A 20192-nucleotide genomic window follows, 5' to 3' on the forward strand; every position below is an offset into this window, starting at 1 on the left:
GAATGCCTCGTAAGGGCCCCGCCCCGAAGCGCCCGGTCATCATTGACCCGGTCTACAGCTCTCCTCTTGTCACCTCGCTGATCAACAAGATCCTGCTCGACGGCAAGCGTTCCACCGCCGAGCGGATCGTGTACGGCGCCATGGAAGGCCTCCGCGAGAAGACCGGCAACGACCCGGTCATCACGCTGAAGCGCGCGCTTGAGAACGTCAAGCCCTCGCTCGAGGTCAAGTCCCGCCGTGTCGGTGGCGCCACCTACCAGGTGCCGATCGAGGTCAAGCCCGGTCGCGCGTCCACCCTCGCTCTGCGCTGGCTCGTCGGTTACTCCCGCGCGCGCCGCGAGAAGACCATGACCGAGCGCCTCATGAACGAACTGCTCGACGCCTCCAACGGCCTCGGCGCTTCGGTCAAGAAGCGTGAGGACACCCACAAGATGGCCGAGTCGAACAAGGCCTTCGCGCACTACCGCTGGTAGTCGCTACCCACATCGAGACCGAGAGAAGATTGAGCCTTATGGCCACCACTTCGCTTGACCTGGCCAAGGTCCGCAACATCGGGATCATGGCCCACATCGACGCGGGCAAGACGACCACCACCGAGCGGATCCTCTTCTACACCGGCGTTTCGTACAAGATCGGTGAAGTCCACGACGGCGCTGCCACGATGGACTGGATGGAGCAGGAGCAGGAGCGCGGCATCACGATCACGTCCGCCGCGACGACCTGCCACTGGCCGCTCAATGATGTTGACCACACCATCAACATCATCGACACCCCGGGTCACGTCGACTTCACCGTCGAGGTGGAGCGTTCGCTCCGCGTCCTCGACGGTGCTGTCACCGTGTTCGACGGTGTCGCGGGCGTCGAGCCCCAGTCCGAGACTGTCTGGCGTCAGGCGGACCGCTACGGCGTGCCGCGTATCTGCTTCGTCAACAAGCTCGACCGCACCGGTGCGGACTTCTTCCGTTGCGTCAACATGATCGTGGACCGCCTCGGCGCGACCCCGATCGTCATGCAGCTCCCCATTGGCGCGGAGGCGGACTTCACGGGCGTCGTCGACCTGGTGTCGATGAAGGCCTTCGTGTACCCCGAAGAGGCCGCCAAGGGCGAGATGTACAACGTCATCGAGATCCCGGACAACCTCAAGGAGTCCGCCGACGAATGGCGCGGCAAGCTCCTTGAGGCCGTGGCCGAGAACGACGACGCCATGATGGAGCTGTACCTGGAGGGCACTGAGCCCACCCAGGAGCAGCTGCACGAGGCGATCCGTCGGATCACCCTGGCGTCGAAGGGCAGTGCCGACTCGGTCACCGTCACCCCGGTGTTCTGTGGCACGGCGTTCAAGAACAAGGGCGTTCAGCCCCTGCTCGACGCCGTTGTGCGCTACCTGCCTTCCCCCCTGGACGTCGAGGCCATCGAGGGCCACGACGTCAAGGACCCGGAGAAGGTCATTCAGCGCAAGCCCTCGGACGACGAGCCGTTCTCCGGCCTGGCGTTCAAGATCGCGAGCGACCCGCACCTGGGCAAGCTCACCTTCGTCCGGATCTACTCCGGTCGCCTCGAGGCCGGCACCGCGGTGCTGAACTCGGTCAAGGGCAAGAAGGAGCGCATCGGCAAGATCTACCGCATGCACGCGAACAAGCGTGAGGAGATCGCGTCGGTGGGCGCCGGTGACATCATCGCCGTCATGGGCCTGAAGCAGACCACCACCGGTGAGACGCTGTGTGACGACAAGAACCCGGTCATCCTGGAGTCCATGGACTTCCCGGCGCCGGTCATTCAGGTCGCCATCGAGCCCAAGTCCAAGGGTGACCAGGAGAAGCTGGGTGTTGCCATCCAGCGTCTCTCGGAGGAGGACCCCTCCTTCCAGGTGCACTCCGACGAGGAGACCGGCCAGACCATCATCGGTGGTATGGGCGAGCTTCACCTCGAGGTGCTCGTCGACCGCATGAAGCGCGAATTCCGCGTCGAGGCGAACGTCGGCAAGCCCCAGGTCGCATACCGCGAGACGATCCGCAAGGCCGTCGAGCGCATCGACTACACGCACAAGAAGCAGACTGGTGGTACCGGCCAGTTCGCGAAGGTGCAGATCGCCCTTGAGCCCATCGAGGGTGGCGACGCCTCCTACGAGTTCGTCAACAAGGTCACCGGTGGCCGTATCCCCAGGGAGTACATCCCCTCGGTGGACGCGGGTGCTCAGGAAGCCATGCAGTTCGGCATCCTGGCCGGTTACGAGATGGTCGGCGTCCGCGTCACCCTTCTCGACGGTGGTTACCACGAGGTCGACTCCTCGGAGCTCGCCTTCAAGATCGCCGGTTCGCAGGCGTTCAAGGAGGGTGCCCGCAAGGCCTCTCCCGTGCTCCTTGAGCCGATGATGGCCGTCGAGGTCACCACGCCCGAGGACTACATGGGCGATGTCATCGGCGACCTGAACTCCCGCCGTGGCCAGATCCAGGCCATGGAGGAGCGCAGCGGTGCTCGCGTCGTGAAGGGCCTCGTGCCCCTCTCGGAGATGTTCGGCTACGTCGGAGACCTCCGCAGCAAGACCTCGGGTCGCGCAAGCTACTCGATGCAGTTCGACTCCTACGCCGAGGTTCCGCGGAACGTCGCCGAGGAGATCATCGCGAAGGCCAAGGGCGAGTAGCTCACCCGAGTTCACGCTTTAGGCTTGTCACCGGAGCCCGGTGCGGCATTCGACACGGAGCGTAAGCAATGTGCCGAATGCCCCCGGCCCCGGCATCCCAGCAAAGATCACCTGGCGCCGATGAAGCAAGGCGTACAGAACCACTCCGCAGGAGGACCCAGTGGCGAAGGCAAAGTTCGAGCGGACTAAGCCGCACGTCAACATCGGCACCATCGGTCACATTGACCACGGTAAGACGACCCTTACGGCCGCCATTACCAAGGTGCTGCACGACGCGTACCCGGACCTGAACGAGGCCTCGGCCTTCGACCAGATCGACAAGGCTCCCGAGGAGCGCCAGCGCGGTATCACGATCTCGATCGCGCACGTCGAGTACCAGACGGAGTCGCGTCACTACGCGCACGTCGACTGCCCGGGTCACGCCGACTACATCAAGAACATGATCACGGGTGCGGCGCAGATGGACGGCGCCATCCTCGTGGTCGCGGCCACCGACGGCCCGATGCCGCAGACCAAGGAGCACGTGCTCCTGGCCCGCCAGGTCGGTGTCCCGTACATCGTCGTCGCCCTGAACAAGGCCGACATGGTGGACGACGAGGAGATCATGGAGCTCGTCGAGCTCGAGGTCCGTGAGCTCCTCTCCGAGTACGAGTTCCCGGGCGACGACCTTCCGGTCGTGCGTGTCTCGGCGCTCAAGGCGCTTGAGGGCGACAAGGAGTGGGGCCAGTCGGTCCTGAACCTGATGGCCGCCGTCGACGAGGCCATCCCGCAGCCCGAGCGTGACGTCGAGAAGCCGTTCCTCATGCCCATCGAGGACGTCTTCACGATCACCGGTCGCGGTACGGTCGTCACCGGCCGCATCGAGCGTGGTGTCCTGAAGGTCAACGAGACCGTCGACATCGTCGGTATCAAGACCGAGAAGACCACCACCACGGTCACCGGTATCGAGATGTTCCGCAAGCTGCTCGACGAGGGCCAGGCCGGTGAGAACGTCGGTCTGCTCCTCCGTGGCATCAAGCGCGAGGACGTCGAGCGCGGCCAGGTCATCATCAAGCCGGGTTCGGTCACGCCGCACACCGAGTTCCAGGCGCAGTCCTACATCCTGTCGAAGGACGAGGGTGGCCGTCACACCCCGTTCTTCAACAACTACCGCCCGCAGTTCTACTTCCGTACCACGGACGTAACGGGCGTTGTGACCCTCCCCGAGGGCACCGAGATGGTCATGCCGGGTGACAACACCCTCATGGACGTCGCGCTGATCCAGCCGGTCGCCATGGAAGAGGGCCTGAAGTTCGCCATCCGTGAGGGTGGCCGGACCGTGGGCGCCGGCCAGGTCACCAAGATCATCAAGTAGTTTCTGCTTGATCGTCTGACCTGGTAGCTCGCTGAGCTGCAAGAAGGGCCCCGTACCTCTCGCAAGAGAGGTACGGGGCCCTTCGCTTTGTGCCGGGGGGCCGGTACGGCCGAAGGCCGGACGCCCGCGATAGGTCAGACGCCCGCGATCGACTGGATCCAGGAGCGGTACGCGGTGACATTCGTGTACGCGGTCGTGGTCTGCCGGTCACTGGTCGAGGCGACGCCCACCTGGACACCGCCCGCCGTCATCGGGCCGCCCGAGTCGCCGCCCGCGGTGATGCCGTTGCCGCGCCGTGCGCAGATCGCCGAGCCCCCGTACGCGTCGGTGCAGCCGCCGCTCACGGTCACATTGGCCACCTTCAGGTAGCGGGACTGGCAGTTGATCTCGGAGCCGCACTGCGAGGTGGCGCCCCAGCCGAACACCTGGACGCTCTGCCCGACGCTGACCGAGCCGGGCTGACCGAGCGGGGAGTAGGTGCCCTGCACGGAACGGTCCAGGCGCACCAGCGCCAGGTCGGCGCTGTGGGTGTAGGTCTGGACGCCGTTCGCCACTGTGCCGCCGCTGTGCTGGTCGAGGCTGCCGATACGGAACGACAGCCCGCCGCCCGCTACGCAGTGCTTCGCCGTGAGGATCCACGTCGGCGCGATGATCGTGGACGAACAGGTCTCCTGGCCGTTGGAGAAGAGGCGCGCGGCCCAGGGGGCGTTCTGCGCGTAGCCGCCTCCGATGATCGGCTGGACGGCCTGGGCCGAGGGAGCGGGGGCGGCCGGCGAGGCCGAGGCGGTGGGTGCGAGAAGGGCGAGGACGGAGACCGCCGCGGCGGCGAGGGCGGGCACGAACCTGGCTATTCGCATGGTTCCTCTTTCGGGGGAGGCACGCCTGAGGCGTGTCTGTGGGGGTCGGTCGGCCCCAGGGTCCCGAAGTCGGAGTGAACCGGGTACTCACGCTTGGCCACAACGCGGCGTTATACCCCGCTCGCGCGCGGTCACCGGCAGGATCGTCGCCCGTGCCGGGCGGTGGTCACGGCGGGCACATCGCCTCTGCCGGGCGGTGGTCACGGCTAGCCGGACGCCCCCTGGCCGGTCAGGGCTGCCACGACCGATGCCCCCTGGCCGGTCAGGGCCGCCACGACCGATGCCCCCTGGCCGGTCAGGGCTGCCACGACCGATGCCCCCTGGCCGGTCAGGGCTGCCACGACCGATGCCCCCTGGCCGGTCACGGCCGCGACGACGGATGCCCGCCCCCCGGGTCACGGCCGCCACGACCGACGGCCGCTACCCGGTCACGGCCGCCACGACCGACGCGATGATCGCCAGGGCGGGCTGCGCGATGTCGGCGGCACCGGCGAGCATCTCCCGCAGCCGTTCCGCCCGCAGCCGGACGCCGGGTGCGTCCGGCTCGGGTTCCGCGGTGAGCCGGGCCAGGTCGTGCACGGCGGCCGCGGCCTCGTCGCGTTCGGCGTCGGCGAGGTCGGTGCTGGAGAGGGTCAGCCGGAGCAGGCTGCGCAGCTCCTCGTGGCACAGAGCCGTTCCGTGCTGGTTCTGGAAGTCCTGGACGACGGTGTCCACGGGGCGGTTGATGAACGTGGTGTTCTGGCCGTTGAAGTAGAAGTTCTCGGTCACGGATGCTCCTGGCGTGAGAATGACCCGGCAGTTGTCGAGGTGGTAATCGGTGCTGGGCGCGGGGGCGGGCCGCAGCGCTTCCCTGATCGCGCGCTGGGCCGTTTCGACGGCGGCGAAGGCGGCGCCGTCCAGGTCAGGGCCCCGGCCGCTGTGCAGCAGTGCGCGCAGTGCGGTCCGGGTGTCGCTCTCGGCACTGTCCGGCCGGCTCGCGAACGACAGCGGTCCGTGGTGGTCGACCAGCGGCTCCCCCTCCGGAGGGACGCTTCCGAGGACCTTGGCGATGCGGCCGAAGAGGGTGCGGAAATACCGCGGGGTGACGTCCTCCACCGGGAAGACGATCTTCCGCTCGCCCCAGGGAAGTCCGGGGCGGCTGTCGAAGAAGACCAGGCAGGGCAGGAGCTCGGGGTCCACCTTCAGTACGGCGGCGATCTTGTAGGCGCCCTGGGGGTCGTACGGCTGCCAGTGCAGCCACCGCATGGACGAGAGCACCCGGTACAGCTCCGGCTCCAGGTGCGCGCGCCAGTACTTCCGTGCCTCGGCCCATCGGGCCTGCCGCTCGACCACGAAGACCCGGGTGTTCGGCCCGGACAGGGCGTTGAGGTCCTCGAAGTGCGTCCGGACGTACGTCGCCAGCTCCACGTCGGCCGTGGTGTACAGGAGCACGCCCCACAGCCGCGGCCCGTCGGCGGGGGCGGTCCCGTTCATCGCGAGCTGCAAGTGCTCCAGCAGGACGGCCGGATTCGCGGCCGGGCCCATGCAGTAGGCGCCCTGCGCGGTGCGTTTGACGCACAGGACGACGAGGTCGTCCTCGGCCAGACCGGCCCGCTCCAGCGTCAGCCCGTCCTCGTAGCGCTCGTCGGTGGCGGGATCGGCCAGCCAGGTCCGCACGATCCGGCCGCCCAGGAACAGGTCCGCCCCGTCCGCCGGTGGCCCCGCTTCGGGCTGGGCGACACCGCGACGGCGGGCCTCCCGCAGCGCGTGCGCCAGGCACTCGGACACGGTCGTCGACGGCGGTACGGAGATCTCGAAGGCCCGGTCGAGCGCGGCCTCGTGCAGCTCGTGCCAGCGGGCCGATGTGTCGTCCGCGCCGCGGGACGAGGAGGGGCCGAAGGATTCAAGGCGGCCGAGCCGCCATGCGGTCCAGTCCCCGTAGTGGCCGTAGAAGGTGGCCCAGTCACCTTCGCGGACATCGATCAGCAGACGCACCGAGCCTCCCCCGAGAGCCGTGGAGGATCAGGCTAGGCCGCCGGACCGGGCATGTCCGGGCGAACGGGGAAAGTGGGGTCAGGCCGTGGGTTCGCGGACCATGAACACATCGATGGGGTCCTGGCGCTCCTCGACGAAGCCGTGCCGCTCGTACAGCGCACGCGCGGCGCTGCCCTGGAGCACGTCCAGCCGCACGGTGACGCGCTCGCGGTCGGCCCGCTCCAGCAGCGAGCGCAGTACGCCGGTGCCGATGCCCCGGCCCTGGAGGGTGGGGGAGAGGTAGAAGTTCTCCAGCCACCACCCGTCCGCCGCACCGCCCGTCGTGGCGTCCGGTACGGGGCGCAGGGTCACGCACCCCGCGAGGGCTCCGTCCACGAGGATCACCGAGGTGTGCTCCGGCGCGTACACATCGCGCAGCCGCTGCCGTACGCGGTGCTCGTCGTACCGGCCCAGCCGCTCCAGGTCGGGGCGCATCACCAGAGCCCGGAGCTCGGCTATGGGCTCGACGTCCTCGGGGGTGGCGGTGCGCAGGGCCCAGTCGGACCTGGTGCTCGTGGACATGGCCGGATTCTTTCAGGTGAGCTGATGCGTCCATCCGCCGGTCCGGGAGAAGTCCCGCTTCGGCCCCGCGGCCTGTCGGACCCTGCCACTTGGCGTGGGAGGACCGCCCGCTCTTCGCCGAGCGCTTCGAAGCCTGGGCCAACGTCGGCGCTCCCGCCCAGTGGGGCGGTGCGGGGGAAACGGCTCGGTGACGTCCGCTCACTGCTCCCGGGTCCGACCGCCTCGGACGACCGGGTCTGCCGGCGCTTCACACACGTCGATCACGAGGGGCCCTGGGGCTTCGACGGTATGGATCCGGCCACGTTGTGAGAGGTCCTGACCAAGCTGCGCGACTGCGAGACCATGACGCTCAACGAGTTACGCACGACCCGTCGCTTCTTCAAGGAGTACGAGCTGCCCGGCGGCCTGAGCAGGGAGGCCGTGGCGAGGCCGGCGGTCATCGGCTTCGGTGACGCCACGAGGATCCAGCGCCTGGAGTTCACGGGCACGCAGCGGTTGTACGGATTCCCCGTCGGCAACGTCTTCCACGTGCTCTGGTGGGACCCGTCCCACCAGGTGTATCCGTCGAAGCTCAAGCACACCTGATTTCGTGGCCGCACAAGGTGAATCGCTCCCGGATGTGACCGGGGCGTCCAAGGGGGAGTCGATCATGGGGAAACCGGACGGCAGGGCCGCACTGGTCACGGGCGGCTCGCGGGGGATCGGGCGGGCGGTCGCCCTGCGGCTCGCTTCCGAGGGGGCGCTGGTCGCGGTCCACTACGGCAGCGACGACGCGGCCGCCGCCGAGACCGTGGCGCGGATCGCCGGGGCCGGAGGCCGGGCGTTCGCGGTGCGGGCCCGGTTCGGCGAGAGCGGTGCGGTGGACCACCTGTTCACCGGGCTCACCGCCGGGCTGGCGGACCATGGCGTGGACGGCCTGGACATCCTGGTCAACAACGCGGGCATCCACTCGGTCCGTTCGATCGGACAGCTCACCGAGGAGGAGTTCCAGCAGTTGCTGGCGGTCAACGTGAGCACGCCGCTCTTCGTGATCCAGCGGGCGCTGCCGCTGCTGCGGGACGGCGGACGGATCGTGAACATGGGCTCGGCGGCGACCCGGATCGCGGACCCCGGCCAGATCGGCTACACCGTCACCAAGGCGGCGCTGGCGGCCCTCGGCCCGTCGCTCGCCAACGAGCTGGGCCGGCGGGGGATCACCGTGAACACGGTCGAACCCGGAGTGGTGCTGACCGACATGATCGCCCCCTACGCCGCCGTTCCCGAGGCGGTCGCCGGACTGGAGTCGATCACCGCGCTCGGACGGATCGGCGAGCCGGAGGACATCGCGGACGTGGTGGCCTTCCTGGCGGGCCCGCAGGGCCGCTGGGTGACCGGCCAGAGCATCGATGTCTCCGGCGGTACCTACCTGGGACCGATCGCGCCCGGGTGATCCGCCCGGAGCGCGTACCCGCCGACGGTGTGCACCGTCCGTTGTCGAACCTGCCGGGCCCTGGCACCATCCCATGGCTATGGCGAGAAGAGTCTCCTTTCCGGTCCCGGTCCTCACTGTCGACAACCCCCAGCGGACGGACCGCTCCGTCACCAACAGCTGGGTCGTCTGGGGCGACCAGCAGGTCTTCCCCGGCGAAGCCTTCTCCTCCCTGAGCGTGAACGCGGCCGGGGTCGGAGCCGACGAGGTCATCGGCGCACGTCTGACGGCCGTCCAGAACGGGGTGGACGCCGGTTCCTGGTACGTGGTGGCCTACGGGACCGCGATCTCGTACGGATAGGGGCGCGGCGTACGGGCCCGCAGCGGTTGCGCCGGACGGTTCCCGGCCGGTCGTGCAGCGCTCAGGCGGCTGTCCGCGCGCCTTCCGCCCGGCAGTCGCGGCAGTGACCGGGGGCGGGGGAGCGGAAGGCGCGCTCGCAGCCGTCGCAGGTCTGGAGCGGTAGGGCGGGGGCGCGGCGGACCGGAGCGAGGTCGGGGGCACCGGGGAGTGGTGGTGGCAGCAGGGCGCTCAGGCGGTGCCTGAGGAGTTTCGCGGGCTGCCTGAGGGGCTGGGGAGGGTCGTCGGTCAGCGCATGGCGGATGGTGTCGGGGTGGGCCTCGCGTTCGAGCCAGGCGGCGACACCGGGCACCAGATGCCGCACATCACTCTCGGACAGCACGAACTGCGGTGCGTGACGGCGCAGGTCGCTCAGGAGCGCGGCGGCGGCCCGGTCCAGCTCCGGGGTCAGCTCGCGGGGCCGGGGCAGAGGCCGGGGCGGGGGCTTGGGCGCGGTGGCCAGCGGTACGTAGGGCGGTGAGGCCGGGGGCGGGACCATGACCGGCATCGGGGCGACCGGCGGGCGGGGCTCCGGGGCGGCGGAGGGCCGGTCGGAAGCTTCCGGCACGGGGGCGGGGCCGGGTGCCTCCGGTACGGCGAGAGCTGCGGGCGCCTGTGGTGCGGCTGCCTGCGGTGCCGTGGCCTGCTGTGCGGGTGGCTCGGGCGTCGGAGCCGGTGCCGGGACCAGCGGCGCGGGAGGCGGTTGCGGGGCCGCCGTGCGGGGCCGCAGCAGAGCCGTCGGCTGGTTGCAGAACACCGTGCGGGTGACGACCCGGCCGTTCGGCAGGCGGTTACGGGTCCGTCGCAGATAGCCGTGGGCCTCCAGCTCGCGCAGGGCGGCGGCGATGCGGGTCTCCCCTTCGGGGAAGCGGGCCGCCAGCGCCTTGATCCCCACGTCGGCCCCCTGGGGCAGGGACTGGATGCGCACGGCGATGCCCACGGCGGTGGAGCTGAGGCCGGGGTGCTGGGCGAGGTGGTTGCCGACGACCGTGAAGCGGCTGGTGTGCGGGATCACGATGTGGATCACCCCGGAGGCCGGGAGGGGGCCGGGAACCTCTGCCAGGGCGCGGGTGAGGGCGTTATTCTGCTGGGCATCCATCGGGAAGCGTTCTCTTCCTCGGTGGTCAGGCCCTCGATCGGGATTGCAGTCCTGATTGGGGGCCGACGTATGTCTGGTGTTGTGGCGCGAGCATATGCCTGCCAACCGGCCCGAAATCCAGCCCAGTTGCCAAACCTCACCCGTGTGAGTGACTGGCCATGGGGGGTGGGTCAGGTAGAGGCCGGGTGGGGTCGGGTGGGGTTATTTCTCCTGGTTCTTTACGTAGTTGATGTCGTGGGCCACCGCGTCGTGGCCGCCCACGACGCGGTCGTGAGGTACCGGGTCGTGACCACGCACGACCCGGTGGATGCCGTCAGCGCGCGAGGTCGAGCTCGGCCCACACCGTCTTGAGCGGGACGGGCCCGGGGACGACGCCCCAGTGGTCGGCCAGAGCCTCGACGATGAGCAGGCCCCGCCCGCCCTCCGCGTCGTCCTCGGGCGCTTCGACGGACCCCGGGCCGGACGGAACGCTGTCGCCCCGGGTGTCGGTGACCTCGATCCGCAGCAGGACCTCGTGGTGGACCGCGAGGCGCAGCTGGAAGTCACGGCCCCGTACGCGGCCGTGCACCGAGGCGTTCGCCGCCAGCTCGGCGACGATGTGCGCCGCCGACTCCGAAGGGAGCCCCCAGGCCCCGAGATGGGCCACGGTGAGCAGCCGGGCGAGCCGGGCCCCTCGGCGGGTGGGGGAGAGCAGCACGGTGAACGTCCGGCTCGCGGCGGGGCGCTGGGTGCGGACGAGTTCTGGGTTCATGTCACTCAGCGTGGCCGCCTCTGCGTACGGTGCCCAGTGACAGAGCGCTTGCGTACGGTGATTGTCCGGGGCTTGTCCGGCGCTGTCCTGGCTGTCCGGCGTGACGCGCCGGGAACGGACGTGGTTGGGAAAAGATCGGCACGCACGTCGGAAGTGGGGCTCGCATGAGCGTGGTTGGCGACGGTACGGAGCACGGGAACGGCGGGGCGGACGAGCCCGGCTGGGACGTCGACCCGGACGACGAGTCGGGGGTGGCGGTGGTCGCCGCCGTCGGCCGCCAGATCAAGGCGTGGCGCGAGGCGGCGGGGATGCGGGCGTGCGAGCTCGGGGCGGCGATGGGGTACGGCGAAGACCTCATCTACAAGGTGGAGGGCGGCCGGCGCATCCCCCGCCCGGAGTTCCTGGACGGGGCGGACACGGTACTGGGGGCGGGCGGCAAGCTCGCGGCGATGAAGCCGGACGTCGCGGAGGTGCGGTACCCGAAGAAGATCCGAGAACTGGCGAAGCTGGAGGCTCGGGCGGTGGAGCTCTCGGCGTACGGGAGCCACAACATTCACGGCCTGTTGCAGACCGAAGAGTATGCGCGGGCGTTGTTCGGGATGCGGAGGCCCTCGTTCTCACAGGACGAGGTGGAGAGGCTGGTGGCCGCTCGCGTAGCACGACAGTCCATCTTCGGCCGATCGCCTGCCCCGGAGCTCAGCTTTGTCCAGGAAGAGGTGACACTGCGGCGCCCCCTCGGAGGCAGAATGGTGTTGCGCCAACAGCTCGAACGGCTTTTGGAGGTTGGGCAGTTGCGGAATGTCGAGATTCAGGTGATGCCGACCAGCCGTAACGAGCATGCTGGAATGGGCGGGGAGATGCAGGTGCTGAAGTTCGGGGACGGCTCGGCGGTCGGGCGCTCCGAGGGCGACTTTGGCAGTCGACCGGTCTCTGACCCGAAGCACCTCCGGATCATCGAACTGCGGTGTGGCATCATCCGGGCGCAGGCTTTCACTCCAGGGGAGTCGATGGCCTTCATCGAGCAAGTGCTGGGAGAGACATGATCAGCGAGACCTCCGCCGGAGACGGTTATGCGCTGGAGTGGTTCAAGAGCAGCTACAGCGACAGCAGCAACAGCAATGAATGTGTCGAGATCGCGACCACTCGGGTCACCGTCCACGTCCGTGACTCCAAGAACGCTCACGGCCCGCGTCTCGCCGTCAGCCGCGCCGCCTGGACGGGCTTCGTCTCGTACGCCGCCGGGAACTGACCGCTTCTGCGTGGGGAGAGCCATGATTCACAAGCCGCCTGCCAGGGACGCTTCCGCGCTGGCGTGGATGAAGAGCAGTTACAGCGACAGCAGCAACGGCAGCGAGTGCGTCGAGGTTGCCGCTGCCTCCGGTGCCGTCCACGTCCGTGACTCCAAGGACATCCAGGGCCCGCGTCTCGCCGTCGCCCCCGCCGCGTGGGCGGGCTTCGTCTCGTACGCCGCCGGGAACTGACCGCTTCTGCGTGGGAGAGCCATGATCCGCAAGCCGCCTGCGGGAGCTGCTTCCGCGCTGGAGTGGTTCAAGAGCAGTTACAGCGACAGCAGCAACCCCAGCGACTGCGTCGAGGTCGCGACCACTCCGGTCGCCGTGCACGTCCGTGACTCCAAGAACGCTCACGGCCCGCGTCTCGCCGTCAGCCGCGCCGCCTGGACGGGCTTCGTCCCGTACGCCGCCGGGCACTGACCCCTCTACGCACGCGTGCCCCAGCCCATGGCCGTCGCCGGGCCGAATGCGTGCCCGCGTTTGACCGCTCCCTCGCGGGGGGTAAGATCCTCCGCCCGATTGGCCAGGCCAGCTCCCCGTATGGCACACTGACCAGGTTGCTCGGTTGAGTGTCAATGCTGCGCGCCTCCCGCCGGGAGGACCGGAAGCGAGTCCCACAGTACTCGTCGGCCCTGTATGGGCCGGACGTACGGGAATCTTCCGGGAAGTAAAGCAGGGCGCCGGCCAGGCACCCGGTGGGTGTTCCGCCCCCGGTTCCGCGGTCCTTGGGCCCGCACCCCCTTGGTTGGGATCTCTCTCGGGAGATTTTCGTAGAGGGGATGCGACACGCCCGACCGCGTGGGTCGGAGGAGGAGTCGGTAGAACCCCCGGGTTCCAGAGCGTTTCGAGAGACAGGACTACTAGTAGCCATGGCGGGACAGAAGATCCGCATCCGGCTCAAGGCCTACGACCACGAGGTCATCGACTCCTCGGCGAAGAAGATCGTCGAGACGGTGACCCGCACTGGTGCGTCGGTCGCGGGCCCGGTGCCGCTGCCCACTGAGAAGAACGTGTACTGCGTCATCAAGTCGCCGCACAAGTACAAGGACTCGCGCGAGCACTTCGAGATGCGCACGCACAAGCGCCTCATCGACATCCTCGACCCCACGCCGAAGACGGTTGACTCGCTGATGCGTCTCGACCTGCCGGCGGGCGTCGACATCGAGATCAAGCTCTGAGGTGACGCGCGAGATGGCTAAGAACATTAAGGGCGTCCTGGGCGAGAAGCTCGGCATGACCCAGGTCTGGGACGAGAACAACCGGGTTGTCCCGGTGACCGTCGTCAAGGCCGGGCCCTGCGTCGTGACCCAGGTCCGCACCAACGACAGCGACGGCTACGAGTCGGTCCAGATCGCCTTCGGCGAGATCGACCCGCGCAAGGTGAACAAGCCCCTCAAGGGCCACTTCGCCAAGGCCGACGTGACCCCGCGCCGCCACCTGGTGGAGCTCCGCACCCCTGACGCCAGCGAGTACACGCTGGGCCAGGAGGTCACTGCCGAGGTGTTCGAGTCCGGCGTCAAGGTTGACGTCACGGGCAAGAGCAAGGGCAAGGGCTTCGCCGGTGTCATGAAGCGTCACAACTTCAAGGGCCTCGGCGCCGGTCACGGCGTGCAGCGCAAGCACCGTTCGCCTGGCTCCATCGGTGGCTGTGCCACCCCCGGCCGTGTCTTCAAGGGCATGCGCATGGCGGGTCGCATGGGCAACGAGCGGGTCACCACCCAGAACCTGACCATCCACGCGGTTGACGCGGAGAAGGGTCTGCTCCTCATCAAGGGCGCGGTCCCCGGTCCGAACGGCGGCCTCGTCCTGGTCCGTACCGCGGCCAAGGGGGCTTGAGGTAATGAGCACCATTGACATCCTTTCGCCGGCAGGCGACAAGGCCGGTACCGTCGAGCTCCCCGCGGAGATCTTCGACGCCAAGACCAGCGTTCCGCTGATCCACCAGGTCGTCGTCGCACAGCTGGCAGCTGCCCGTCAGGGCACGCACAAGACCAAGACCCGCGCCGAGGTCCGAGGCGGTGGCCGCAAGCCGTACCGCCAGAAGGGCACCGGCCGCGCGCGCCAGGGTTCGACCCGTGCGCCGCAGTTCGCCGGCGGTGGCGTCGTCCACGGCCCGCAGCCGCGTGACTACTCGCAGCGCACCCCGAAGAAGATGAAGGCCGCCGCTCTGCGCGGTGCCCTCTCCGACCGGGCGCGTCACTCCCGCATCCACGTCGTCACCGGCGTGGTCGAGGGTGCGATCTCCACGAAGGCCGCGAAGACGCTGCTCGGCAAGATCAGCGAGCGCGACAACGTGCTCCTGGTCGTCGAGCGCGCCGACGAGGCCGCGTGGCTGTCCGCACGCAACCTGCCCCAGGTGCACATCCTGGAGCCGGGCCAGCTGAACACGTACGACGTGATCGTCTCTGACGACGTGGTCTTCACTCAGGCCGCCTTCGAGTCCTTCGTGTCTGGCCCCCAGACCGCTGAGACCGAAGGGAGCGACGCCTGATGAGCGAGGCGACCGTTACCAGCATTACGAGCAAGACCTACTCGGACCCCCGCGACGTTCTCGTCAAGCCGGTTGTCTCCGAGAAGAGCTACGCGCTGCTCGACGAGAACAAGTACACGTTCATCGTCGCGCCCGGCTCCAACAAGACCCAGATCAAGCAGGCCGTGGAAGCGGTCTTCTCGGTCAAGGTCACCGGGGTCAACACGATCAACCGGCAGGGTAAGCGCAAGCGGACCAAGACCGGCTTCGGCAAGCGCGCTGACACCAAGCGCGCCATCGTGACCCTCGCCGAGGGCGACCGTATCGACATCTTCGGCGGCCCGACCTCCTGACGGAGGTCGAGTCGTCCGGAATCGGACGAGGACTGAGAAATGGGTATCCGCAAGTACAAGCCGACGACCCCGGGCCGTCGTGGCTCCAGCGTCGCCGACTTTGTCGAGATCACGCGGTCCACGCCGGAGAAGTCGCTGGTCCGCCCCCTGCACAGCAAGGGCGGCCGTAACAACGCCGGTCGGATCACCGTTCGCCACCAGGGTGGCGGACACAAGCGCGCCTACCGCGTGATCGACTTCCGTCGTCACGACAAGGACGGCGTGCCGGCCAAGGTCGCGCACATCGAGTACGACCCGAACCGCACCGCGCGCATCGCGCTGCTGCACTACGCGGACGGCGAGAAGCGTTACATCGTCGCCCCGCGTGGCCTGTCGCAGGGTGACCGCGTCGAGAACGGTCCGGCCGCAGACATCAAGCCGGGCAACAACCTGGCGCTGCGCAACATCCCGGTCGGTACGACCATCCACGCCATCGAGCTGCGGCCCGGCGGCGGTGCGAAGTTCGCCCGTTCCGCGGGTACTTCCGTGCAGCTGCTGGCGAAGGAGGGCACCATGGCCCACCTTCGTATGCCGTCCGGTGAAATCCGGCTGGTCGACGCCCGCTGCCGCGCCACCATTGGCGAGGTCGGCAACGCCGAGCAGTCGAACATCAACTGGGGCAAGGCCGGCCGTATGCGCTGGAAGGGCGTACGCCCGACCGTCCGCGGTGTCGCGATGAACCCGGTTGACCACCCGCACGGTGGTGGTGAAGGCAAGACCTCCGGTGGACGTCACCCGGTCTCGCCGTGGGGTCAGAAGGAGGGTCGTACTCGCTCGCCGAAGAAGGCATCGAGCAAGTACATCGTCCGCCGCCGCAAGACGAACAAGAAGCGCTAGGAGCGGGTTTAGATGCCGCGCAGTCTCAAGAAGGGGCCCTTCGTCGACGGCCACCTCGTCAAGAAGGTGGACGTACAGAACGAAGCCGGCACCAAGAACGTCATCAAGACCTGGTCCCGTCGCTCGATGATCATCCCGGCCATGCTGGGGCACACCATCGCGGTGCACAACGGCAAGATTCACGTCCCGGTGTTCGTCACCGAGTCGATGGTCGGCCACAAGCTCGGCGAGTTCTCGCCGACTCGCACCTTCCGCGGCCACGTCAAGGACGACCGGAAGTCGAAGCGCCGCTAGCGCGGGGTGGAAACGACTATGACTTACACCGAAGGGACAACCATGGAAGCCAGGGCCCAGGCGCGGTACATCCGCGTCACGCCCATGAAGGCCCGCCGAGTGGTGGACCTCATCCGTGGCATGGATGCCACGGAGGCTCAGGCGGTCCTGCGTTTCGCCCCGCAGGCCGCGAGCGTGCCGGTTGGCAAGGTGCTGGACAGCGCCATTGCCAACGCTGCACACAACTACGACCACACCGACGCCTCTTCGCTGGTCATCAGCGAGGCGTACGTGGACGAGGGCCCGACCCTGAAGCGGTTCCGTCCGCGTGCTCAGGGCCGTGCCTACCGGATCCGTAAGCGGACCAGCCACATCACCGTGGTCGTCAGCAGCAAGGAAGGAACCCGGTAATGGGCCAGAAGGTAAACCCGCACGGGTTCCGGCTCGGCATTACCACGGACTTCAAGTCCCGTTGGTACGCCGACAAGCTGTACAAGGACTACGTCAAGGAAGACGTTGCCATTCGTCGCATGATGACGAAGGGCATGGAGCGAGCCGGCATCTCGAAGGTTGAGATCGAGCGCACCCGCGACCGCGTCCGCGTTGACATCCACACCGCCCGTCCGGGCATCGTCATCGGCCGCCGCGGCGCCGAGGCCGATCGCATCCGTGGCGAGCTGGAGAAGCTGACCGGCAAGCAGGTCCAGCTGAACATCCTCGAGGTCAAGAACCCCGAGGTGGACGCTCAGCTGGTGGCCCAGGCCGTCGCCGAGCAGCTCTCCTCCCGCGTCTCCTTCCGTCGTGCGATGCGCAAGAGCATGCAGAGCTCGATGAAGGCCGGCGCCAAGGGCATCAAGATCCAGTGCGGCGGTCGCCTCGGCGGCGCCGAGATGTCCCGCTCGGAGTTCTACCGCGAGGGCCGTGTGCCCCTGCACACGCTCCGTGCGAACGTCGACTACGGCTTCTTCGAGGCCAAGACGACCTTCGGCCGCATCGGTGTGAAGGTCTGGATCTACAAGGGCGACGTCAAGAACATCGCCGAGGTCCGCGCCGAGAACGCCGCAGCCCGCGCCGGCAACCGTCCGGCTCGTGGCGGCGCTGACCGCCCGGCCGGCCGTGGTGGCCGTGGTGGCGAGCGTGGCGGTCGCGGCCGTAAGCCGCAGCAGTCGCCGGCAGCCGAGGCCCCCAAGGCCGACGCTCCCGCCGCCGCTGCTCCGGCTGCTGAGAGCACCGGAACGGAGGCCTGACCGAAATGCTGATCCCCCGTAGGGTCAAGCACCGCAAGCAGCACCACCCGAAGCGCAGCGGTATGTCCAAGGGTGGCACGCAGGTTGCGTTCGGCGAGTACGGCATCCAGGCGCTGACCCCGGCGTACGTGACGAACCGTCAGATCGAGTCTGCTCGTATCGCGATGACCCGTCACATCAAGCGTGGCGGCAAGGTCTGGATCAACATCTACCCGGACCGTCCCCTGACGAAGAAGCCTGCCGAGACCCGCATGGGTTCCGGTAAGGGTTCTCCCGAGTGGTGGATCGCGAACGTCAAGCCGGGTCGGGTGATGTTCGAGCTGTCCTACCCGAACGAGAAGATTGCTCGTGAGGCGCTTACCCGCGCTGCTCACAAGCTTCCGATGAAGTGCCGGATCGTTCGGCGCGAGGCAGGTGAGTCGTGATGTCGGCCGGTACCAAGGCGTCCGAGCTGCGCGAGCTGGGCAACGAGGAGCTTCTCAACAAGCTCCGCGAGGCCAAGGAAGAGCTGTTCAACCTCCGCTTTCAGGCGGCGACTGGGCAGCTCGAGAACCACGGCCGGCTCAAGTCCGTCCGTAAGGACATCGCCCGGATCTACACCCTGATGCGTGAGCGCGAGCTGGGCATCGAGACGGTGGAGAGCGTCTGATGAGCGAGAAGACTGTGACTGAGACCAACACCGACCGCGGTTTCCGCAAGACCCGTGAGGGTCTGGTCGTCAGCGACAAGATGGACAAGACCGTCGTCGTCGCTGTCGAGGACCGTGTCAAGCACGCGCTGTACGGCAAGGTCATCCGCCGTACGAACAAGCTCAAGGCCCACGACGAGCAGAACGCTGCCGGCGTCGGCGACCGTGTCATCATCATGGAGACCCGGCCGCTGTCCGCCTCGAAGCGCTGGCGCATCGTCGAGATCCTCGAGAAGGCCAAGTAATTCCTGAGGGGCATTCCCCTCAGGCAAGTTCCGCCAGGCTCGGTGGGGAGCTCCGCAAGTCACTTGCGAAGCTCCCCGCCGGGAACCGGCAGACGATCAGGAGATAGACGTGATCCAGCAGGAGTCGCGACTGCGCGTCGCCGACAACACGGGTGCGAAGGAAATTCTCACCATTCGTGTTCTCGGTGGCTCGGGTCGCCGCTACGCGGGTATCGGTGACGTCATCGTCGCCACCGTCAAGGACGCGATCCCCGGTGGCAACGTGAAGAAGGGTGACGTCGTCAAGGCCGTCATCGTTCGCACCGTCAAGGAGCGTCGTCGTCAGGATGGCTCGTACATCCGCTTCGACGAGAACGCCGCCGTCATTCTGAAGAACGACGGCGACCCCCGCGGCACCCGCATCTTTGGCCCGGTTGGCCGAGAGCTGCGCGAGAAGAAGTTCATGAAGATCATCTCGCTCGCGCCGGAGGTGCTGTAAGCATGAAGATCAAGAAGGGCGACCTGGTTCAGGTCATCACCGGTAAGGACAAGGGCAAGCAGGGCAAGGTCATCGTTGCCTACCCTGCTCAGGACCGCGTCCTCGTCGAGGGTGTCAACCGGGTCAAGAAGCACACGAAGGCCGGTCAGACCGCTCGCGGTTCGCAGACCGGTGGCATTGTGACGACCGAGGCTCCCGTCCACGTCAGCAACGTGCAGCTGGTTGTTGAGAAGGACGGCAACAAGGTCGTTACTCGCGTCGGTTACCGTTTTGACGACGAGGGCAACAAGATCCGCGTTGCCAAGCGCACCGGTGAGGACATCTGATGACTACCACCACTGCGCCGCGTCTCAAGACGCGCTACCGCGAGGAAATCGCCGGCAAGCTGCGTGAGGAGTTCTCGTACGAGAACGTCATGCAGGTTCCCGGTCTGGTCAAGATCGTGGTCAACATGGGTGTGGGCGACGCCGCCCGCGACTCCAAGCTGATCGACGGGGCCGTCAAGGACCTCACCACGATCACCGGTCAGAAGCCGGCCGTCACCAAGGCCCGCAAGTCCATCGCGCAGTTCAAGCTGCGCGAGGGCCAGCCCATCGGCTGCCACGTCACCCTCCGCGGTGACCGGATGTGGGAGTTCCTGGACCGTACGCTGTCGCTCGCGCTGCCGCGTATCCGTGACTTCCGCGGCCTGTCGCCCAAGCAGTTCGACGGCCGTGGCAACTACACCTTCGGTCTCACGGAGCAGGTCATGTTCCACGAGATCGACCAGGACAAGATCGACCGGGTCCGGGGCATGGACATCACCGTGGTCACCACGGCGACCAACGACGACGAGGGTCGTGCCCTCCTTCGTCACCTCGGCTTCCCGTTCAAGGAGAACTGACCGTGGCGAAGAAGGCTCTGATCGCTAAGGCCGCCCGCAAGCCGAAGTTCGGCGTTCGCGGGTACACCCGCTGCCAGCGCTGCGGCCGGCCCCACTCCGTCTACCGCAAGTTCGGCCTGTGCCGCGTGTGCCTTCGTGAGATGGCTCACCGTGGCGAGCTGCCGGGCGTGACCAAGAGCTCCTGGTAATTCTCCTTCGCCCCTTGGGCGTTGGGAATACCCGGAGACTCTCGGTAAGCATCTGGTCGGCAGGAGCCCCTCCTTTCATGCCGTAGGCTTGAAGGGTTGGGCGCCTGCCGCCCAAGACCGACTTACTACGCCGTAGGTCCCCGCACCGCACCCGTCC

Annotated in this window: 31 protein-coding genes; 25 read left to right on the forward strand and 6 right to left on the reverse strand. The window is 67.8% G+C overall.

Annotated features, from left to right (window positions below; translation table 11 throughout):
• Nucleotides 1-2: 2 nt before the first annotated feature.
• From rpsG to tuf, 3 genes are all read left to right on the forward strand, one after another.
• Complete coding sequence (rpsG, locus tag OG251_RS24050) at nucleotides 3-473, forward strand: 30S ribosomal protein S7 (RefSeq protein ID WP_003966970.1); 471 nt, start codon at nucleotides 3-5, stop codon at nucleotides 471-473.
• Nucleotides 474-511: 38 nt separating this feature from the next.
• Complete coding sequence (gene fusA / locus OG251_RS24055; protein ID WP_326679099.1) at nucleotides 512-2641, forward strand: elongation factor G; 2130 nt, start codon at nucleotides 512-514, stop codon at nucleotides 2639-2641.
• Nucleotides 2642-2801: 160 nt separating this feature from the next.
• Complete coding sequence (gene tuf / locus OG251_RS24060) at nucleotides 2802-3995, forward strand: elongation factor Tu (RefSeq protein ID WP_266803413.1); 1194 nt, start codon at nucleotides 2802-2804, stop codon at nucleotides 3993-3995.
• Nucleotides 3996-4129: 134 nt separating this feature from the next.
• Here tuf and OG251_RS24065 read toward each other — a convergent pair whose 3' ends face one another.
• The 4 genes from OG251_RS24065 to OG251_RS24080 all read right to left on the reverse strand — a co-directional run bounded on the left by OG251_RS24065 (nucleotide 4130) and on the right by OG251_RS24080 (nucleotide 7387).
• Complete coding sequence (locus tag OG251_RS24065) at nucleotides 4130-4852, reverse strand: S1 family peptidase (RefSeq protein WP_326679100.1); 723 nt, start codon at nucleotides 4850-4852, stop codon at nucleotides 4130-4132.
• Nucleotides 4853-5058: 206 nt separating this feature from the next.
• Nucleotides 5059-5193: a hypothetical protein gene (locus OG251_RS24070; protein WP_326679101.1), complete on the reverse strand. Its 135-nt coding sequence runs from the start codon at nucleotides 5191-5193 to the stop codon at nucleotides 5059-5061.
• 79 nt (nucleotides 5194-5272) lie between these two features.
• Nucleotides 5273-6826, reverse strand: coding sequence for a hypothetical protein (locus OG251_RS24075; RefSeq protein ID WP_326679102.1), 1554 nt, complete (start codon nucleotides 6824-6826; stop codon nucleotides 5273-5275).
• A gap of 78 nt (nucleotides 6827-6904) precedes the next feature.
• On the reverse strand, nucleotides 6905-7387 hold the full coding sequence (locus tag OG251_RS24080; RefSeq protein WP_326679103.1) for a GNAT family N-acetyltransferase: 483 nt from the start codon (nucleotides 7385-7387) through the stop codon (nucleotides 6905-6907).
• A 342-nt stretch (nucleotides 7388-7729) separates the two neighbouring features.
• Between OG251_RS24080 and OG251_RS24085 the strand changes: the two genes are divergently transcribed.
• The 3 genes from OG251_RS24085 (at nucleotide 7730) to OG251_RS24095 (ending at nucleotide 9156) form a co-directional block, all read left to right on the forward strand.
• The gene (locus OG251_RS24085; protein WP_326679104.1) at nucleotides 7730-7972 is read left to right on the forward strand and encodes a hypothetical protein; all 243 of its coding nucleotides are present in this window, start codon (nucleotides 7730-7732) and stop codon (nucleotides 7970-7972) included.
• Between the two features lie 64 nt (nucleotides 7973-8036).
• Nucleotides 8037-8816, forward strand: coding sequence for an SDR family NAD(P)-dependent oxidoreductase (locus tag OG251_RS24090; RefSeq protein ID WP_326679105.1), 780 nt, complete (start codon nucleotides 8037-8039; stop codon nucleotides 8814-8816).
• Nucleotides 8817-8895: 79 nt separating this feature from the next.
• Nucleotides 8896-9156: a heavy metal-binding domain-containing protein gene (locus OG251_RS24095; RefSeq protein WP_326679106.1), complete on the forward strand. Its 261-nt coding sequence runs from the start codon at nucleotides 8896-8898 to the stop codon at nucleotides 9154-9156.
• A gap of 61 nt (nucleotides 9157-9217) precedes the next feature.
• On the opposite strand, the gene OG251_RS24100 is transcribed toward OG251_RS24095, so the two are convergent.
• Both OG251_RS24100 and OG251_RS24105 read right to left on the reverse strand, forming a co-directional pair.
• Nucleotides 9218-10291: a hypothetical protein gene (locus OG251_RS24100; RefSeq protein ID WP_326679107.1), complete on the reverse strand. Its 1074-nt coding sequence runs from the start codon at nucleotides 10289-10291 to the stop codon at nucleotides 9218-9220.
• Between the two features lie 313 nt (nucleotides 10292-10604).
• Entirely contained in the window at nucleotides 10605-11042 is a 438-nt protein-coding gene (locus OG251_RS24105; protein WP_326679108.1) for an ATP-binding protein, read from the reverse strand.
• Nucleotides 11043-11206: 164 nt separating this feature from the next.
• On the opposite strand from OG251_RS24105, the gene OG251_RS24110 reads away from it, so the two are divergent.
• The 19 genes from OG251_RS24110 (at nucleotide 11207) to OG251_RS24200 (ending at nucleotide 20035) form a co-directional block, all read left to right on the forward strand.
• Nucleotides 11207-12085, forward strand: coding sequence for a helix-turn-helix domain-containing protein (locus OG251_RS24110; RefSeq protein ID WP_326679109.1), 879 nt, complete (start codon nucleotides 11207-11209; stop codon nucleotides 12083-12085).
• On the forward strand, nucleotides 12082-12291 hold the full coding sequence (locus tag OG251_RS24115; protein WP_326679110.1) for a DUF397 domain-containing protein: 210 nt from the start codon (nucleotides 12082-12084) through the stop codon (nucleotides 12289-12291). Before OG251_RS24110 ends, OG251_RS24115 begins: the two co-directional genes overlap by 4 nt.
• Nucleotides 12292-12313: 22 nt before the next feature.
• Nucleotides 12314-12523 (forward strand): DUF397 domain-containing protein, encoded by a 210-nt coding sequence (locus OG251_RS24120; RefSeq protein WP_326679111.1) that lies wholly within the window; start codon nucleotides 12314-12316, stop codon nucleotides 12521-12523.
• A 21-nt stretch (nucleotides 12524-12544) separates the two neighbouring features.
• Nucleotides 12545-12754 carry a DUF397 domain-containing protein gene (locus OG251_RS24125; protein WP_326679112.1) on the forward strand — a complete coding sequence of 70 codons (210 nt, stop codon included), beginning with the start codon at nucleotides 12545-12547 and terminating at the stop codon, nucleotides 12752-12754.
• 449 nt (nucleotides 12755-13203) lie between these two features.
• Complete coding sequence (gene rpsJ, locus OG251_RS24130; RefSeq protein ID WP_003948644.1) at nucleotides 13204-13512, forward strand: 30S ribosomal protein S10; 309 nt, start codon at nucleotides 13204-13206, stop codon at nucleotides 13510-13512.
• A gap of 13 nt (nucleotides 13513-13525) precedes the next feature.
• A complete protein-coding gene (gene rplC, locus OG251_RS24135; RefSeq protein WP_014047781.1) occupies nucleotides 13526-14170 on the forward strand; it encodes a 50S ribosomal protein L3 in 645 nt (214 codons plus the stop codon).
• A gap of 4 nt (nucleotides 14171-14174) precedes the next feature.
• Nucleotides 14175-14825: a 50S ribosomal protein L4 gene (gene rplD, locus OG251_RS24140; RefSeq protein WP_326679113.1), complete on the forward strand. Its 651-nt coding sequence runs from the start codon at nucleotides 14175-14177 to the stop codon at nucleotides 14823-14825.
• Nucleotides 14825-15157, forward strand: coding sequence for a 50S ribosomal protein L23 (gene rplW / locus OG251_RS24145; protein ID WP_266803404.1), 333 nt, complete (start codon nucleotides 14825-14827; stop codon nucleotides 15155-15157). The genes rplD and rplW overlap by 1 nt, the downstream gene beginning before the upstream one ends.
• 39 nt (nucleotides 15158-15196) lie before the next feature.
• The gene (gene rplB / locus OG251_RS24150) at nucleotides 15197-16033 is read left to right on the forward strand and encodes a 50S ribosomal protein L2 (protein WP_073718388.1); all 837 of its coding nucleotides are present in this window, start codon (nucleotides 15197-15199) and stop codon (nucleotides 16031-16033) included.
• A gap of 12 nt (nucleotides 16034-16045) precedes the next feature.
• Nucleotides 16046-16327: a 30S ribosomal protein S19 gene (gene rpsS, locus OG251_RS24155; protein WP_015610726.1), complete on the forward strand. Its 282-nt coding sequence runs from the start codon at nucleotides 16046-16048 to the stop codon at nucleotides 16325-16327.
• Between the two features lie 42 nt (nucleotides 16328-16369).
• Nucleotides 16370-16717 (forward strand): 50S ribosomal protein L22, encoded by a 348-nt coding sequence (gene rplV, locus OG251_RS24160; RefSeq protein WP_004571827.1) that lies wholly within the window; start codon nucleotides 16370-16372, stop codon nucleotides 16715-16717.
• Nucleotides 16717-17553, forward strand: a complete 837-nt coding sequence (rpsC, locus tag OG251_RS24165) for a 30S ribosomal protein S3 (RefSeq protein WP_007446736.1) — start codon at nucleotides 16717-16719, stop codon at nucleotides 17551-17553. Before rplV ends, rpsC begins: the two co-directional genes overlap by 1 nt.
• A 5-nt stretch (nucleotides 17554-17558) precedes the next feature.
• Entirely contained in the window at nucleotides 17559-17978 is a 420-nt protein-coding gene (gene rplP / locus OG251_RS24170) for a 50S ribosomal protein L16 (RefSeq protein WP_003966953.1), read from the forward strand.
• Complete coding sequence (rpmC, locus tag OG251_RS24175) at nucleotides 17978-18202, forward strand: 50S ribosomal protein L29 (RefSeq protein ID WP_014047786.1); 225 nt, start codon at nucleotides 17978-17980, stop codon at nucleotides 18200-18202. Before rplP ends, rpmC begins: the two co-directional genes overlap by 1 nt.
• On the forward strand, nucleotides 18202-18486 hold the full coding sequence (gene rpsQ / locus OG251_RS24180; RefSeq protein WP_073718385.1) for a 30S ribosomal protein S17: 285 nt from the start codon (nucleotides 18202-18204) through the stop codon (nucleotides 18484-18486). The genes rpmC and rpsQ overlap by 1 nt, the downstream gene beginning before the upstream one ends.
• 109 nt (nucleotides 18487-18595) lie before the next feature.
• Nucleotides 18596-18964, forward strand: a complete 369-nt coding sequence (gene rplN, locus OG251_RS24185) for a 50S ribosomal protein L14 (protein ID WP_003966950.1) — start codon at nucleotides 18596-18598, stop codon at nucleotides 18962-18964.
• Between the two features lie 2 nt (nucleotides 18965-18966).
• Nucleotides 18967-19290 carry a 50S ribosomal protein L24 gene (gene rplX / locus OG251_RS24190; RefSeq protein WP_018550616.1) on the forward strand — a complete coding sequence of 108 codons (324 nt, stop codon included), beginning with the start codon at nucleotides 18967-18969 and terminating at the stop codon, nucleotides 19288-19290.
• Nucleotides 19290-19847 carry a 50S ribosomal protein L5 gene (gene rplE, locus OG251_RS24195; RefSeq protein WP_073718383.1) on the forward strand — a complete coding sequence of 186 codons (558 nt, stop codon included), beginning with the start codon at nucleotides 19290-19292 and terminating at the stop codon, nucleotides 19845-19847. The genes rplX and rplE overlap by 1 nt, the downstream gene beginning before the upstream one ends.
• 2 nt (nucleotides 19848-19849) lie before the next feature.
• On the forward strand, nucleotides 19850-20035 hold the full coding sequence (locus tag OG251_RS24200; RefSeq protein WP_003948630.1) for a type Z 30S ribosomal protein S14: 186 nt from the start codon (nucleotides 19850-19852) through the stop codon (nucleotides 20033-20035).
• The last annotated feature ends 157 nt before the right edge of the window (nucleotides 20036-20192 follow it).

The sequence above is a fragment of the Streptomyces sp. NBC_01237 genome, assembly GCF_035917275.1.
Classification (GTDB): Bacteria; Actinomycetota; Actinomycetes; order Streptomycetales; family Streptomycetaceae; genus Streptomyces.